Source organism: Leifsonia shinshuensis (assembly GCF_013410375.1).
Lineage (GTDB): Bacteria > Actinomycetota > Actinomycetes > Actinomycetales > Microbacteriaceae > Leifsonia > Leifsonia shinshuensis.
The window spans coordinates 3571609-3585663 of record NZ_JACCFL010000001.1 but is presented as its reverse complement, the minus strand read 5'-3'; the positions used below and the strand labels follow the sequence as shown (position 1 = coordinate 3585663).

Annotated in this window: 15 protein-coding genes and 1 tRNA gene; 11 read left to right on the top strand and 5 right to left on the bottom strand. The window is 71.0% G+C overall.

Annotation, left to right across the window (positions count from 1 at the left end; genetic code table 11):
• The first annotated feature begins 1 nt into the window (after position 1).
• The 4 genes from HNR13_RS17335 to HNR13_RS17320 all read left to right on the top strand — a co-directional run bounded on the left by HNR13_RS17335 (position 2) and on the right by HNR13_RS17320 (position 3784).
• A complete protein-coding gene (locus tag HNR13_RS17335; protein WP_179607796.1) occupies positions 2–547 on the top strand; it encodes a hypothetical protein in 546 nt (181 codons plus the stop codon).
• Positions 548–611: 64 nt separating this feature from the next.
• The gene (locus HNR13_RS17330; protein WP_343063600.1) at positions 612–1628 is read left to right on the top strand and encodes an LLM class flavin-dependent oxidoreductase; all 1017 of its coding nucleotides are present in this window, start codon (positions 612–614) and stop codon (positions 1626–1628) included.
• Positions 1629–1740: 112 nt separating this feature from the next.
• The gene (gene msuE, locus HNR13_RS17325; protein WP_179607794.1) at positions 1741–2457 is read left to right on the top strand and encodes an FMN reductase; all 717 of its coding nucleotides are present in this window, start codon (positions 1741–1743) and stop codon (positions 2455–2457) included.
• Positions 2435–3784 carry an IS30 family transposase gene (locus tag HNR13_RS17320; RefSeq protein ID WP_382314098.1) on the top strand — a complete coding sequence of 450 codons (1350 nt, stop codon included), beginning with the start codon at positions 2435–2437 and terminating at the stop codon, positions 3782–3784. The genes msuE and HNR13_RS17320 overlap by 23 nt, the downstream gene beginning before the upstream one ends.
• 117 nt (positions 3785–3901) lie before the next feature.
• Here the strand turns inward: HNR13_RS17320 and HNR13_RS17315 are convergent.
• The 3 genes from HNR13_RS17315 to HNR13_RS17305 all read right to left on the bottom strand — a co-directional run bounded on the left by HNR13_RS17315 (position 3902) and on the right by HNR13_RS17305 (position 7537).
• A tRNA-Pro gene (locus tag HNR13_RS17315) sits at positions 3902–3975 on the bottom strand.
• Positions 3976–4034: 59 nt separating this feature from the next.
• The gene (locus HNR13_RS17310; protein WP_343063599.1) at positions 4035–5018 is read right to left on the bottom strand and encodes a metallophosphoesterase; all 984 of its coding nucleotides are present in this window, start codon (positions 5016–5018) and stop codon (positions 4035–4037) included.
• Positions 5018–7537 (bottom strand): transglycosylase domain-containing protein, encoded by a 2520-nt coding sequence (locus HNR13_RS17305; RefSeq protein WP_179607792.1) that lies wholly within the window; start codon positions 7535–7537, stop codon positions 5018–5020. The genes HNR13_RS17310 and HNR13_RS17305 overlap by 1 nt, the downstream gene beginning before the upstream one ends.
• An 82-nt stretch (positions 7538–7619) precedes the next feature.
• Here HNR13_RS17305 and sp36 point away from each other — a divergent pair, with 82 nt between their 5' ends.
• Positions 7620–7787 carry a Sp36 family protein gene (gene sp36, locus HNR13_RS21330; RefSeq protein WP_218881256.1) on the top strand — a complete coding sequence of 56 codons (168 nt, stop codon included), beginning with the start codon at positions 7620–7622 and terminating at the stop codon, positions 7785–7787.
• A complete protein-coding gene (locus HNR13_RS17300) occupies positions 7787–8257 on the top strand; it encodes a RidA family protein (protein ID WP_179607791.1) in 471 nt (156 codons plus the stop codon). Before sp36 ends, HNR13_RS17300 begins: the two co-directional genes overlap by 1 nt.
• A gap of 98 nt (positions 8258–8355) precedes the next feature.
• Here HNR13_RS17300 and acs read toward each other — a convergent pair whose 3' ends face one another.
• On the bottom strand, positions 8356–10305 hold the full coding sequence (gene acs / locus HNR13_RS17295; protein WP_179607789.1) for an acetate--CoA ligase: 1950 nt from the start codon (positions 10303–10305) through the stop codon (positions 8356–8358).
• 368 nt (positions 10306–10673) lie between these two features.
• Here acs and HNR13_RS17290 point away from each other — a divergent pair, with 368 nt between their 5' ends.
• The 5 genes from HNR13_RS17290 to HNR13_RS17270 all read left to right on the top strand — a co-directional run bounded on the left by HNR13_RS17290 (position 10674) and on the right by HNR13_RS17270 (position 13686).
• Positions 10674–11693, top strand: coding sequence for a TadA family conjugal transfer-associated ATPase (locus tag HNR13_RS17290; RefSeq protein ID WP_179607788.1), 1020 nt, complete (start codon positions 10674–10676; stop codon positions 11691–11693).
• The gene (locus HNR13_RS17285; protein WP_179607786.1) at positions 11686–12630 is read left to right on the top strand and encodes a type II secretion system F family protein; all 945 of its coding nucleotides are present in this window, start codon (positions 11686–11688) and stop codon (positions 12628–12630) included. The genes HNR13_RS17290 and HNR13_RS17285 overlap by 8 nt, the downstream gene beginning before the upstream one ends.
• 114 nt (positions 12631–12744) lie before the next feature.
• Positions 12745–12924 carry a DUF4244 domain-containing protein gene (locus HNR13_RS17280; RefSeq protein ID WP_179607784.1) on the top strand — a complete coding sequence of 60 codons (180 nt, stop codon included), beginning with the start codon at positions 12745–12747 and terminating at the stop codon, positions 12922–12924.
• Positions 12917–13315 carry a TadE family type IV pilus minor pilin gene (locus tag HNR13_RS17275; protein WP_246312803.1) on the top strand — a complete coding sequence of 133 codons (399 nt, stop codon included), beginning with the start codon at positions 12917–12919 and terminating at the stop codon, positions 13313–13315. The genes HNR13_RS17280 and HNR13_RS17275 overlap by 8 nt, the downstream gene beginning before the upstream one ends.
• Positions 13316–13341: 26 nt before the next feature.
• The gene (locus tag HNR13_RS17270; RefSeq protein ID WP_246312802.1) at positions 13342–13686 is read left to right on the top strand and encodes an Rv3654c family TadE-like protein; all 345 of its coding nucleotides are present in this window, start codon (positions 13342–13344) and stop codon (positions 13684–13686) included.
• A 99-nt stretch (positions 13687–13785) separates the two neighbouring features.
• On the opposite strand, the gene HNR13_RS17265 is transcribed toward HNR13_RS17270, so the two are convergent.
• Positions 13786–14037 carry a hypothetical protein gene (locus HNR13_RS17265; RefSeq protein ID WP_179607781.1) on the bottom strand — a complete coding sequence of 84 codons (252 nt, stop codon included), beginning with the start codon at positions 14035–14037 and terminating at the stop codon, positions 13786–13788.
• Positions 14038–14055 lie beyond the last annotated feature (18 nt).

Here is a 14055-nt window from a genome sequence, read left to right as displayed (position 1 = left end):
GATGCTGAAGAGGATCCTGGCGGCCGCGGTCGTCACCGCAGGTCTGCTGCTCGCCGCGCCCGCGGCGGCGAATGCCGACGTCTACACGAGCGGCGCGCCCTGCAGCGTCGACGTGAGCACCATCCAGGCGGGTGACACGGCCACCGTCACCTGCATCCCGGGCACCTGGGCGCCCAGCGAACTCATCTCCTGGACCGGCTCCGGCATCGACGGGGCGAATATCCGGATGGCGAGCTCCGTCACGTTCACCAAGCACGCGAACGCGGACGGGAGCGACGTCCTCCATGTGACGCTGCCGTCGAGCGCGAGCGGCGTGTACACGATCACCGGCGTCGGCGCCACGAGCGGTCACGTCTGCTCGGTGTCGGTCACGGTGCTCCCGGCCGACACCACGGCGTCGACCGTCAGCAGTTCCGGCGGCTCCGGTCTCGCAGCCACCGGATCCGTGATCGCCGAGTGGGCCCTCTGGGTCGGCGGCGGCCTCCTGGTCGTCGGAGCGGTGGCGGTCGCCATCGCCGCGTGGATGCGGAAGGTGCGCTCGTCCTGAGCGCACCGGCCGTGCAGGCCGCCCTGACCGGAATGGCGGGAGGGCGCAGGCGGTTGCCCTCCCTGTGACCTCCACCAGCATCCCCCTCAACGTCCTCGATCTCGCGAGCCGGCCGGCCGGCGGCAGCAACGCCGACGCCGTCGCCGGGACGATCCGCCTCGCACAGCAGGCGGAGCGCCTCGGCTACCGCCGGTTCTGGGTGGCGGAGCACCACGGCATGCCGGCGATCGCCTCCAGCGCCCCCGCCGTCCTGATCGCGGGCGTCGCGGCGGCGACCGAGCGTATCCGGGTCGGTTCGGGCGGGGTGATGCTCCCCAATCACGCACCGCTGGTGGTGGCGGAGCAGTTCGGCACCCTCCGGGCGCTGTACGGCGACCGCATCGACCTCGGCATCGGCCGCGCCCCCGGCACCGACGGCGCGACGGCGATGGCGCTGCGCCGCAGCGCAGAGGGTCTCGGCGTGGACGACTTCCCGCAGCAGCTCCTCGACCTGTTCGGGTTCTTCTACGGCGGGATGAGCGACGCGAACCCGCTGCACGGCATCACCGCCGTCCCCGGGCTGGGAGACGCACCGCAGGTCTGGCTGCTGGGCTCCAGCGGCTACAGCGCGCAGGTCGCCGCGGCCCTCGGCCTCCCGTTCGCGTTCGCCCACCATTTCGCGGGCGAGAACACCGAGGCGGCCCTCGACCTCTACCGGTCGCGGTTCGAGCCGGGGGAGCAGCTGACCCAGCCGCACGCGATGATCGCCGTCAACGTGGTGTCCGACGACGATCCGGAGCGGGTGCGGGCGCTGTCGCTGCCCGGGCAGCTCTCCTTCCTGCGGATGCGCCGGGGGCTCAAGCCGCAGCCGGTGAGCGTCGAGGAGGCGCTCGCGTACGAGTTCAGCCCGGCGGAGGAGGAGTTCATCGCCGCCCGCAACGCGCGTCAGGCGATCGGGACCCCCGACCAGGTGAAGGCGCGGCTGGACGCCCTGATCGCCTCCACCGGCGTCGACGAGCTGATGGTGTCCTCCGGCGCCGCCACCGTGGACGGCCGCATCCGGTCGCTGGAGATCGTGGCGGACCTGTACCCCGCGGAGTGAGCGCGTGCCCGGGCCGCATGACGGACCATGACGGCCGGAGCGGCGGGTGCGGATGCCCGGGGGTAGCGTTGGGCGCGATCCTGACCCCCATCCAGCGAAGGCGGTACCCCGCATGGCACGCACACCCCACGTTGTCGGCGTGAGCGGCAGCCCGACCGCGCCCTCCCGCACGACAGTCCTCGTCGACGAGGTCGCGCGCTCCTTCGCGGAGGCGACGGGAGGGACGTCGACCACCATCGAGCTGGCGCCGCTGCTCGCCGAGCTGGGCGCCGCGCCCTTCCGCAGCGGCCTCAGCCCGCGCGTGCAGCAGGCGCTGGAGACGGTTGAGGCGGCGGACGTCATCGTGGTCGGCTCGCCGGCCTACCGTGCCACCTACACGGGCCTCTTCAAGCTCTTCTTCGACCACATCGGCCAGTACGCGCTGGTCGACAAGCCGATCGTGCTCACGGCGACCGGCGGCAGCGACCGCCACGCCCTGCTGGTGGAGCACCAGATGCGCCCGCTGTTCGGCTTCTTCCAGTCCCTCACGCTTCCCCTGGGCATCTACGCGAGCGAGTCCGACTTCCGGGACTACGCGATCTCCTCGGACGACCTCCGTGAGCGGATCAACACCACGGTCAGCCGCACCCTCCCGCTCCTGCGCTCCCACATCGACCCGGAGTCGCTGGGCGGATTCAACTGGTTGTCGCAACACCTCGATCGAGAGGTGTTCAGCGATGGTGACGGCGGATTGGAGCAAGAAGACCAGCGAAGTGCCCGTGAGTGCGCGTCGGCAGTGGCGTGCGGATCGGGCGTTGCGTCCGCCGATGCGCTCGCCCGGGCGGCCTGAGCCTTCGCGGGAGGTGCAACGGCAGTTCTGGCGTCTGATCGCGACGGGTATCACCTCCGCCGAAGCGGCGCTGACGGTGGGCGTGTCTGTGCCGGTCGGGACCCGTTGGTTTCGTCACGCTGGCGGCATGCCGCCGATCAGCCTCGCCCCGCCCACAGGTCGCTATCTGTCCTTCGAGGAACGCGAGGAGATCGCGCTTCTCCGCGCCAAGCAGCTCGGCGTGCGTGAGATCGCCCGCAGGATCGGCCGCGACCCGGGAACGATCTCCCGCGAGCTGCGCCGCAATGCCGCCACGCGCAGCGGCAAGCAGGAATACCGGGCGCTGGTGGCGCAGTGGAAGGCGCAGCAGGCGGCGAAGCGGCCGAAGAAGGCGAGGTTGGTGACCAACGCTAGGCTGCGCGAGTACGTCCAGGACCGTCTCGCCGGCAACGTCCGCCGACCCGATGGCAGCGTGGTCGTCGGCCCTGAGCCGCTGGCATGGAAGGGGCGGAACAAGCCGCATCGGCAGGACCGGCGGTGGGCGATCGCGTGGAGCCCGGAGCAGATCTCACACCGCCTGAAGGTCGACTTCCCGGATGATGAGTCCATGCGCATCAGCCACGAGGCGATCTACCAGTCGCTGTTCATCCAGGGCCGTGGCGCGCTCAAACGCGAACTCGTCACCTGCCTGCGAACCGGTCGCGCACTCCGGCAGCCACGAGCTCGAGCGCAGAACCGGCCGCAAGGGCATGTCACCGCCGATGTCGTGTTCTCCGAACGTCCTGCGGAGGCGGCGGACCGCGCCGTTCCTGGGCACTGGGAGGGGGATCTGATCATCGGAACGGGCCGATCGGCGATCGGCACTGTCGTCGAGCGCAAGAGCCGCTCGACTCTGCTGGTGCACCTGCCCCGCCTGGAGGGCTGGGGCGAGAACCCATATGTGAAGAACGGTCCTGCACTGGGAGGCTACGGCGCCGTCGCGATGAATGCTGCTCTCGTCGCGACCATGACGAAGCTTCCAGAACAGCTTCGCAAGACACTCACCTGGGATCGCGGCAAGGAGCTTTCTGCGCATGCCCAGTTCGCGCTTGAGACGGGCACGAAGGTGTTCTTCGCCGACCCCCACTCGCCCTGGCAGCGGCCGACGAACGAGAACACAAACGGGTTGCTGCGTCAATACTTCCCGAAGGGCACGGACCTCTCGCGGTGGTCGGCCGAGGACCTCGAAGCCGTCGCTCTCGCGCTCAACAACCGGCCACGGAAAAGCCTGAACTGGCGCACTCCCGCGGAAGTCTTCGAGGAACAGCTACGCTCGCTTCAACAACACGGTGTTGCAACGACCGATTGAGCCCAAGCTGTACGCGACGGTGGACTTCGCGCGGCCGGATGCGTTCTGAAGGCTGCCGCACAAACAAGAAGAGCCGGTTCGAATCTCGAACCGGCTCTTCTTGTTGTTACCAGTGGGTCGGGGTGACAGGATTTGAACCTGCGGCCTCTTCGTCCCGAACGAAGCGCGCTACCAAGCTGCGCCACACCCCGGTGGCCCGAAGGCCTCATCTAGGATACACGAGCGCGAGGGGTGCAAATGACCACTCGGCTCACTCCGACGCCGTGAGCGTGACGAGCGTCGCCTCCGGCCGGCACGCGAAGCGAACCGGCGCATAGATCGAGGTGCCGAGGCCGGCCGAGACGTTGAGGTAGGCCGCGCGGAACGCGTGCCGCCAGACGCTCAGCCCCTTCACCTGCGAGCGCGGGATGTCGCAGTTGGTGACCAGTGCGCCGAAGCCGGGCACGCAGACCTGGCCGCCGTGGGTGTGGCCGGCGAAGATCATCGAGGCGCCGTAGGTGACGAACGCGTCGAGCACCCGCCGGTACGGGGCGTGCACCACGCCTAGCGTGACCGTCGGCCGCTCGGAGCGCGGCTCGTCCGCCGGCCACATCGCGTCGTCGGAGTACGGGTCGTTCTCGCGCAACTCGTCCAGGGCGCCGGGGATGGCCTCCAGCCGGTCCGCGTGGATGTGCGGGTCGTTCACGCCGAACAGCTCGAGGTGCGTTCCGCGGATGTCGAGCGCTCCGGCCGCGTTGTTGAGGTTCAGCCAGCCCAGGCCCTCCAGGTACGCGGTGAGCGCCCTGTCGTCCAGGCGCGGGGCCGTGGAGGAGCCTCGCTTCGAGGGGCCGCGGAAGTACTTGAGCGGATTCTTGAGCTGCGGGCCGTAGTAGTCGTTCGAGCCGTGCACGAAGACGCCGGGGATCCCGTCGAAGGCGTCGAACGCCGCACGGATGCCGGCGAGGCCGTTCTCGTGGCTGAGGTTGTCGCCGGTGTCGACGATCAGGTCGGGCTGGAACCGCGCGAGCGCGCGCACCCACTCCTGCTTGTCGGTCTGCCACGGCGCCATGTGCAGATCGGAGAGGTGCAGCACCCGGATCGGCTGCGCGCCGGCGGGGAGCACGGGCACGCTCACCTCGCGCAGCGTGAACGCGCGGCGCTCCACGAGCGAGCCGTACGCGAACGCGGCGGCGCCCGCACCGGCGAGCACCGCGAGCGCGGTGCCCACCGGGTGGAGGCGCGAGGTGCGCGGCACTAGCCGCCCGCTCCCGGTCCGGGAGTCGGGGTGGTGCTCTTCTGCAGCGTGAGGGTCACCTGGGTGCCGGGCTTCGCGGCGGTGCCGGCGCCCGGATCCATCGTCTGCACGATGTCGTCCGGCGACGCGCCGCCGCCGACCTTCACGCCGAACCCGGCGGCCGCGAGGGCCTTCTGGGCGTCGGACAGCTTCTGCCCGACGACGTTCGGGATGGCGACCAGGGCGCCGTTGCTGGTGTAGATCGTGATGACCGTGCCCTTGCCGACCGACGTGCCGGCGGGCGGGTTGGTCGACGAGACCGTTCCGGCCGCGGCGGCGGAGTCCTGCGGGCCGCCGTCCGCGCTGTCCAGGCCGAGGCTCGTCAGGATGGCCTTCGCCTCGTCGGGCGACTTACCGGTGAGGTCGGGGACCGCCACCTGGACGCCCTGCACGAGCTTGCTCGGCGGCGCCGGGAACGGGTCGCCGCCGTACTTGCCGACCGCGGCCGACATCATGGTCCGCATCACCGCGGTTCGCGCGATCGCGGGGGTCGTGCCGTGCGTCGGATAGATCCGGCGCATGTCCTGGTGGCCGGTCACGTTGCCGACCCAGTACGCCCCGGCGACCTTGGTGGTCGACGCGACCAGCCAGAGCTGCTCGTTGTTCTCGGTGGTACCCGTCTTGCCGAGCATGTCTTTGCCGGTGGTGTTCATGCCCGCGGCGGTGCCGTTCTGGATCGGCCCCTGGAGGCCCTTCGCCATCGCGTTGGCGATGGCCGGGTCGATGGACTGCGTGCACTTGCTCGCGGGCGGCGGAACCTCCTTGCCGTCGCTGCCGACGATCTTGTCGATCGCGATCGGGGTGCAGGTCATGCCGTTGTTCGCGATGCCAGCGAACGCGGTCGCCATCGTCAGCGGCGCGATGTTGTTGGTGCCGAGCACCGACGCCGGGTTGCTGGCGAGGGGGTCGCCGTTCGCCGTGTGCACGCCGAAGGCCTGCGCCTCGTTGCGGATCTGGCAGAGGTCGAGCTGCGAGGCCATCGCGATGAACGCCGTGTTGATGGAGTTCGTCGTCGCGTTCTGTACGGTGCGGACGCCCTCCTCTCCGGAGGAGTCGTTGGTCGGCCGGTAGGTGCCCGACCAGTCGCCGTCGCAGGTGTCCTTGAACTTGGTGTAGGTGCGGATGTTCGCGTTCACGGTCTCGTTGAGCGAGTGCCCCTGCTTGAGCCACTCGGCGAGGGTGAACACCTTGTACGTCGAGCCCACCTGGAAGCCGTTCGAGCCGCCGTAGGCGTTGTCGGTGGCGTAGTTGATGCTGGTGAACTGCGCGCCGGTGTCGGCCGGGTCCTGGCTGTACTGCTTGTTTTGCGCCATGTAGAGCACGCGGCCGGTGCCCGGCTGCACGCCGACCAGCACGCCGCCGATGTCGACCTTGTAGACCTGCGGCACGTACGACGCGAGGGTGTCCTCCGCGACCTTCTGCAGGTCGGGGTCGAGGGTGGTGTAGATCTTGTAGCCGCCGCGGTTGAAGTTCGCCGCGCGGGTGTCCACGTCCTTGCCGAACGACTCGTCGTTCAGGATGATCTTCTGCACGTAGTCGCAGAAGTAGGCCGCGCCGCCCGCGGTCTGGCAGCCGCGCGTCGACGGGGTGATGACCGGCTGGATCGGCGTCTTCAGCGCCTCCTCGTACTGCGCCTTGGTCAGCTTCTTGTACTCGTACATCTTGCCGAGGATGTAGTCGCGGCGGTCCTTGTTCTTGGCGTAGCCGTTGGCCGCCCCGTTCGTCTTCGAGTCGGGGTTGTCGATCTTGAGGCCGGTCGGCTCGTTGACGATCGCGACCAGGCTCGCCGCCTGCGCGGGGGTCAGCGCGGCGGCGGTGGTGTTGTAGTAGTAGCGGGCCGCGGCCTCGATGCCGTAGACCGAGCCGCCGAAGCCGGCGATGTTGAGGTAGCCCTCGAGGATCTGGTCCTTGGAGTACTTCTTCTCGAGGCCGATCGCGTACTTCATCTCCTTGACCTTGCGGTCGGGAGTGACGCCGGTCGAGTCGTCGACGCAGCTCTGGTAGCTCTTCTTCTGCGCGTCGGTCTTGACCGGCATGGCCTCGCACTTCTGCAGCAGCACGTTCTTGACGTACTGCTGGGTGATCGAGGAGCCGCCCTGCACGCCGCCGCCGGAGACCGTCGACAGCACACCGCGCATGGTGCCCTGGATGTCGACGCCGCCGTGGCTGTAGAACCGCGGGTCCTCACCGGCGATCGCGGCGTCCTTGACGGCCTGCGACATCTGGTCGAAGCCGACCGGGAGGCGGTTCTGGGAGTAGAAGGTCGCGAGGGCGACGTCGGAGCCGTCCGACGCCTTCGCGTAGATCGTGGTCGGCTGGGCGAGCTGACCGATCTGGAGGTACTCGGGAAGGCCCTCGAACACGCCGATGCCGTTGTTGGCGGCCATGCCCGTCACGGCGATGGCGGGGGTGACGGCAGCGGTGACCAGAAGACCGGCCACGGCACTCATGCCGACGAACGCGCCGACTGCTCCGAGCACACCTCTAGCCTGTGGTTTTTGCGCAGACATAGGATCAATGTAGGCGATAAACCTGTTAAACCCCCCGAATGGAAAGAGCACCATGCTGCGCTGGGAATACCTTACGACTCCTCTCATGATCCATAACACGGCCGCCATCCTCAACAACTGGGGCTCGGAGGGGTGGGAGCTGGTGCAGGTCGTGACCGGCCCCGAGGGCGGCCTGGTGGCCTACCTCAAGCGTCCCGTGCAGGCAGAGGACGCCGCCTGATGGCCGCGATCGAAGCGCGGCTGGCCGAGCTCGGCATCGACCTCCCGGACGTCGTGCCTCCCGTCGCCGCCTATACGCCCGCGGTGATCGACGCCGGGCGCGTCTACACCTCAGGCCAGCTCCCGATGGTCTCCGGCGCCCTCCCCGCGACCGGCAAAGTCGGCGACGGCCACGGTCTCGTCCCGGCCGACGACGCCAAGGAGTACGCCCGCATCTGCGCGCTCAACGCGCTCGCGGCGGTCAAGAGCGTCATCGGCTCCCTCGACCGCGTGACGCGCGTCGTGAAGGTCGTCGGCTTCGTCGCGTCCGACCCCTCGTTCACCGGCCAGCCCGGCGTGATCAACGGCGCGTCGGAGGTGCTCGGAGAGATCTTCGGCGACGCGGGCGTGCACGCGCGGTCCGCGGTCGGCGTCTCGGTCCTGCCGCTGGACGCCCCGGTCGAGCTCGAGCTGATCGTCGCCTACGAATAGCCGCCCCGCCGCCCGCCGCCGAGCACAGGAAAAACGTCGCGAATCCACTCGATTCGCGACGTTTTTCCTGTGCTCGGCGGCCGGAGGCGGCCGCGCGATCAGGTGAGCTTCGCCTGGATGGAGCTCATCACGGCCGTGTCCGCGAGCGTGGTGGTGTCGCCGACCTCACGGCCCTCCGCCACGTCGCGTAGCAGGCGGCGCATGATCTTGCCCGAGCGCGTCTTGGGCAGCTCCGTGACGATGAAGATGTCGCGCGGGCGGGCGATCGCGCCGATCTGCTGCGACACGTGCTTGCGCAGCTCCGCCGCCACGTCGATCGACTCGGCCGTCTCCAGCTGGTTCTGCTTGATGATGACGAACGCGACCACGGCCTGGCCGGTCGTCTCGTCGGCCGCTCCGACCACCGCGGCCTCCGCGGTGAGCGGGTGCGCGACGAGCGCGGACTCGATCTCGGCCGTCGACAGGCGGTGCCCCGACACGTTCATCACGTCGTCCACCCGGCCCATGAGCCAGATCTCGCCGTCCATGTCGTAGCGGGCGCCGTCGCCGGCGAAGTACTTGTCGCCGAACTTCGACCAGTAGGTCTCGATGAAGCGGTCCGGGTCGCCCCAGATGCCGCGCAGCATGCTCGGCCACGGCTCGGTGACGACGAGGAGGCCGCCCTGGTCCTTGCCGACCGGAACGCCGGCCTCGTCGAGGATGTCGATCGAGATCCCGGGCAGGGGCACCTGCGCGCTGCCCGGCTTGAGCGTGGTCACGCCGGGAAGGGCGGAGACCATGATCGCTCCGGTCTCGGTCTGCCACCAGGTGTCCACGATCGGGGTGGAGCCGCCGCCGATGACGTCGCGGTACCACATCCACGCCTCGGGGTTGATCGGCTCGCCCACCGAGCCGAGCACGCGCAGGCTGGACAGGTCGAACTTCTGCGGGTGCTGGCGCCCGATCTTCATGAAGGAGCGGATCGCCGTCGGCGCCGTGTAGAAGATCGAGACCTTGTACTTCTCGATGATCTCCCACCAGCGGCCCGGGTGCGGGGTCTCCGGCGTGCCCTCGTAGAGCACCTGGGTGGCGCCGTTGGCGAGCGGGCCGTAGACCACGTAGGTGTGGCCGGTGATCCAGCCGACGTCGGCGCTGCACCAGTAGACGTCGGACTCCGGGTGGAGGTCGAAGACGTTCTTGTGCGTGAACGCCGCCTGGGTCAGGTAGCCGCCGGAGGTGTGCAGGATGCCCTTCGGCTTCCCGGTCGTGCCGGACGTGTAGAGGATGAACAGCGGGTTCTCGGCGGGGAAGGCCTTCGCGACGTGGTCGGCGTCCACCAGAGCGATCTCGTCCTGCCACCACAGGTCGCGGCCCTCGGTCCAGGCGACCTCGTTCTCGCCGCGCTTGACCACGAGCACGTGCTCGACCGTGGACTCGCCGTTCGCGAGCGCGGCGTCGACGGCGTCCTTGAGCGGGAAGACCCGGCCCTTGCGCCAGCCGCCGTCGGCGGTGATGACCAGCTTGGCCTCGGCGTCGTCGATGCGGGAGCGCAGGCTCTCGGCGCTGAAGCCGCCGAACACGACGGAGTGCACCGCGCCGATGCGCGCGACCGCCAGCATCGCGATCACGGCCTCCGGGATCATCGGGAGGTAGATCGCGACGCGGTCGCCGGCGTGGATGCCCAGGCTCGTCAGCAGGTTGGCCGCCTTCTTCACCTCGGCGGTCAGCTCCGCGTAGGTGATCGAGCGGCTGTCGCCCGGCTCGCCCTCCCAGTGGATGGCGACGCGGTCGCCGTTGCCGGCGAGCACGTGGCGGTCGAGGCAGTTGTAGGCGACGTTCAGCTCGCCGTCGTCGAACCACTTCGCGAACGGCGGGTTCGTCCAGTCGAGCGTGCGCGTGAACGGGGTGTGCCAGTGCAGGAGGTCGCGGGACTGGTCGGCCCAGAATCCGAGCCGGTCGGCCGCGGCGCGCTCGTAGAGCTCGGCCGTCGCGACCGCGTTCGCGGCGAACTCCTCGCTGGGCGCGAACCGGCGCGCTTCGTGCAGCAGGTTGTCGATTGTGTTGCTCATGGGGAGTCTTTTCGCTCCTTTGCGATGCTGGTGTTCGAGTCGTGGCGCGACAATCCCTGACTCTACAGCCCGCAGGTGACGCTCTACAGCCCGCAGGCGACGGCCTCCGAGCAGACTTGCGTTTGCATTGATTCTGCGTAAACTAGTCACCGGCCGAATGATAATTCTGGCGTGCGGCGCAATCGATTCCCCCCAATCATGCGCCGCAGTGGCCGCACCTGTTCCCCCCAATAGGTGCGGCCCCCCTTTTTTAACCCGCGGTTTGGTGTCGCCTCCCGGTTGTCCGGCGGCGGGTGTGGACAGTGCGGACTCTCCACCGATTCCCGTTCCGGGCTCCGGCCGCGGCGCCAGCTTCGTAGCGTCGAGGCATGGAGACACCGACCGGACGCGACGCGTCCACCGACCGCCTTCCTCGCTTGCCGCACACCGCCGGCGCGGCTCGTGCGCGGGGCGAGCCCGACGTCTGGGAGACCTTCGGGCCGCTCGCGCCGTACCTGATGCACGAAGGGGTCACCGACCTCTTCGTCACCGGTGACGGCGTCCTCTGGTCCGACGGCGGCCCGCGCGGCCTCCACCGGGTGGAGGGCTGGTGGCCGGACGCGCACGCGACGCGCCGGCTCGCCACCCGGCTGATCGCCTCCGGCGGCCGGCACATCGACGAGGCGACGCCGTTCGTGGACGTGCGGCTGCCGGGCGGGGTGCGCGTCCACGCCGTGCTCCCGCCGATCTCGACCGGCGGGACGCTGCTCTCGATCCGCGTGCCGTCGCCCACCGCCCTCGGCCTGGACGACCTGGTAGCGGACGGGTCGCTGTCCGCCGCCGACGCCGGACGGCTCCGCGCCGCGGTCGGCGCGCGGAAGAACATCCTGGTGACGGGGGCCGGCGGCGCGGGCAAGACCACGCTGCTGGCGGCGATGCTGGCGCACGCGCCGCCCACGGAACGGATCGTGCTGATCGAGGACGTGGCGGAGCTCCGCGTCCCGCACCCGCACGTGGTCGGCCTCCAGACGCGGCAGCCGAACCTGGAGGGCGCGGGCGGCGTGGGGCTGCGCAGGCTGGTGCGGGAGGCGCTGCGGATGCGGCCGGACCGGCTCGTGCTCGGTGAATGCCGCGGCGAGGAGGTCGCCGACCTGCTGTCGGCGCTGAACACCGGCCACGACGGCGGCGCGGGGACCCTGCACGCGAACTCGCTCGACGACGTGCCGGCCCGCATGGAGGCGCTCGGGGCGCTCGCCGGCCTCGACGACATCGCGGTCGCGCGCCAGACGGTCAGCGCGATCGGCCTGATCGTCCACCTGGATCGCTCGGGCGACCGCCGCCGTGTCGCCGGGTTCGGCCGGTTCGCGACGACCGCGGACGGGCGGCTGGCGCTGGTGCCGTATGCGTGAGCGGAGGGCGACCGGTCGCGGTCGCGGCGCGCCACCCGCGGACGACCTGCTCTCGAGCTCGGTGGAGGCCCTGGCCGTGCTGCTCGACGCGGGGATCGCGCCGCGCTCGGCCTGGCAGCACGCGGGCGCGGAGGCGCGGCACCCGGCGATCGTCCGGGTCGCCGCCCTGATCGGGGCGGGGACGCCGCCGGCCGAGGCGCTCGCCGCGGCGTCGGTCCGCGGCGACGGCGGGGGACTGGCGGCGATCGCGGCAGCGTGGGACGTCGCGGAGCAGGCGGGAGCGGCCCTCGCGCCCGCGCTGCGCGGCGCCGCCGAATCGCTGCGGGACCGGGCGGACGCGGAGCGGGACGTCGCGACGGCGCTCGCCGGACCGCGCGCGACGGCACGGCTGATGGCCTGGCTCCCCGTCGTCGGCGTCGTCATGGCCTACGTGATCGGGGTGGACGTCGTCGGAGCGCTCATCGGCGGCCCGCTCGGCTGGGCGGCGGGGATCGGCGGCGCCGTCCTGCTCCTCGGTGGTCGCGCCTGGACGCGGCGGCTCCTGTGCGACGCCTCCCGCTCGGGGCCGGTGGCCGGAGCCGGGCAAGACCTGGTGGCGATCGCCCTCGCCGGCGGGCTGTCGGCGCCCGCCGCGTGCGCGATCGCGGAGGACGCCGCCCATCGGGCAGGGCTCGCGGTGCAGGTGACCGGCGATGGGTCCGTCGCGCGGGTGCTGGGCATAGCGGAACGGGCCGGCGCCCCCGCGATCGAGTCGCTCACGGCGGAGGCGCGGCAGGAGCGGCGCACCGCGCGGGCGGACGGCCGGAGGAAGGCGGAGCTCCTGGCCGTGCGCCTGCTGCTCCCGCTCGGCGTTTGCGTGCTGCCCGCGTTCGTGCTGCTCGGGGTGGTCCCGGTCGTCCTCGCGATGATGTCCTCCACCTTCGCGGGCCTCGGCTGAGTAGTCCACAGATTCCCGGCTGCGGCCGTTCGTGGGGCGGGACACAGGCACGATCGAAGCAGCCGCCGACGGCGGCGAAGAAGAACCGGAAGAAGCAAGGAACGAGGGGGAGAGATGAAGGAGATCATCCGACGGCTGCGCCACGAGGAACGCGGGGCGAGCACGGCAGAGTACGCCGTCACGACGATGGCGGCGGTCGGCTTCGCCGGGGCGCTGCTCATGCTGCTGCGCGGTGACGAGGTCAGGGGCGTGCTCACCGACCTGGTCCGCCGCGCGCTCACGGTCGATGGCTGACGTCGCCCGGCCGAGCCGCCGTCCCGCCGAGCGCCCGCGCTCGGCGGGCGGGGGCGGCCCGCTGCGCGCGCTTCGCGAGCGGGGGAGCGTCACGGCGGAGTTCGCTGCCGCGCTGCCGGCCGTGCTGCTGTGCCTGGCGCTGTGCGTAGGCGCGATCCAGGCGTCCGCGCAGCAGGCGCGGCTCCTCGATCACGCGGCGTCGGCGGCACGGCTGCTCGGGCGCGGCGACACCGCTCCCGGGCCGCCGGACGGCGCCACCAGGAGCGTGGGAACGGAGGGCGGGCTGCTGTGCGTGACCGTCACCGCTCCCAGCCGCGCAGGAGGCATCGGCGCGCTCGGGCTGACCGTGTCGGCCCGCTCGTGCGCACTCGACGACTCGGAGCCGGGATGAGCGGCGGGGACGGGAAAGGATGGCAGTTGGACGACACTCGCGACCGAGGCGCCGGGTCGGTGCTCGCGCTCGCCGCAGTGGCGGCGACCGTGACGCTCACGGCTGCGGTCGTGGGAGTCTCCGGCGCGTGGGGCGCGCGGCAGCGCGCCGCCGTCGCCGCGGACGCCGCCGCCCTGGCGGCGGCGGACATCGCGGTCGGCCGCAGGGGTGGGGACCCCTGCTCCCAGGCCGAGGCCGTGGCGCGCGCCGACGGAGCCGCCATCCGGGCGTGCGTCATCGCCGGGGTGATCGTGACCGTCGAGGCGGCCGTCCCGTACCACGGCTGGGAGGCCTCGGCCTCCGCGCGGGCGGGTCCGCCGGGATCCCGGTGACAGCGCCGGCGCTCAGGCCGACGCCGTTCCCCCGGGCCGTGGTCGGCCTCGGCCGCGGTCCGCGCAGGTGCGTCGGGCCCCCGGGAACGCGATCCGCGCTCAGTCGAAGACGGTCTCCACGTATCGGTAGGCCACGGCGCTCGGGAGCGAGGCGGTCGGGTCGTCGGAGGCGTACTCGGTCTCCGAGGCGGAGCCGCGCACGTACAGATAGCGCTTGCCTCCGGACGGGGCGGGCAGCTCCAGCCGGGGCTGTGGGTCGCCCGAGTCCAGGAAGGACGTCGAGATGGTCTTGCCCTCCAAGGGGCCGTCGATGAGCTTGGCGGTGTACGTCGTCATTGAAGTCGTTGCCATGCCCTCATTGTCCCCCCG

Bases quoted from the DNA above. Each gene is read 5' to 3' on its own strand.
- HNR13_RS17335 (WP_179607796.1), top strand. From the start codon at position 2: ATGCTGAAGAGGATCCTGGCGGCCGCGGTCGTCACCGCAGGTCTGCTG.
- msuE (WP_179607794.1), top strand. From the start codon at position 1,741: ATGGCACGCACACCCCACGTTGTCGGCGTGAGCGGCAGCCCGACCGCG.
- HNR13_RS17320 (WP_382314098.1), top strand. From the start codon at position 2,435: ATGCGCTCGCCCGGGCGGCCTGAGCCTTCGCGGGAGGTGCAACGGCAG.
- sp36 (WP_218881256.1), top strand. From the start codon at position 7,620: ATGCTGCGCTGGGAATACCTTACGACTCCTCTCATGATCCATAACACG.
- HNR13_RS17300 (WP_179607791.1), top strand. From the start codon at position 7,787: ATGGCCGCGATCGAAGCGCGGCTGGCCGAGCTCGGCATCGACCTCCCG.
- acs (WP_179607789.1), bottom strand. From the start codon at position 10,305: ATGAGCAACACAATCGACAACCTGCTGCACGAAGCGCGCCGGTTCGCG.
- HNR13_RS17290 (WP_179607788.1), top strand. From the start codon at position 10,674: ATGGAGACACCGACCGGACGCGACGCGTCCACCGACCGCCTTCCTCGC.
- HNR13_RS17285 (WP_179607786.1), top strand. From the start codon at position 11,686: ATGCGTGAGCGGAGGGCGACCGGTCGCGGTCGCGGCGCGCCACCCGCG.
- HNR13_RS17280 (WP_179607784.1), top strand. From the start codon at position 12,745: ATGAAGGAGATCATCCGACGGCTGCGCCACGAGGAACGCGGGGCGAGC.
- HNR13_RS17275 (WP_246312803.1), top strand. From the start codon at position 12,917: ATGGCTGACGTCGCCCGGCCGAGCCGCCGTCCCGCCGAGCGCCCGCGC.
- HNR13_RS17265 (WP_179607781.1), bottom strand. From the start codon at position 14,037: ATGGCAACGACTTCAATGACGACGTACACCGCCAAGCTCATCGACGGC.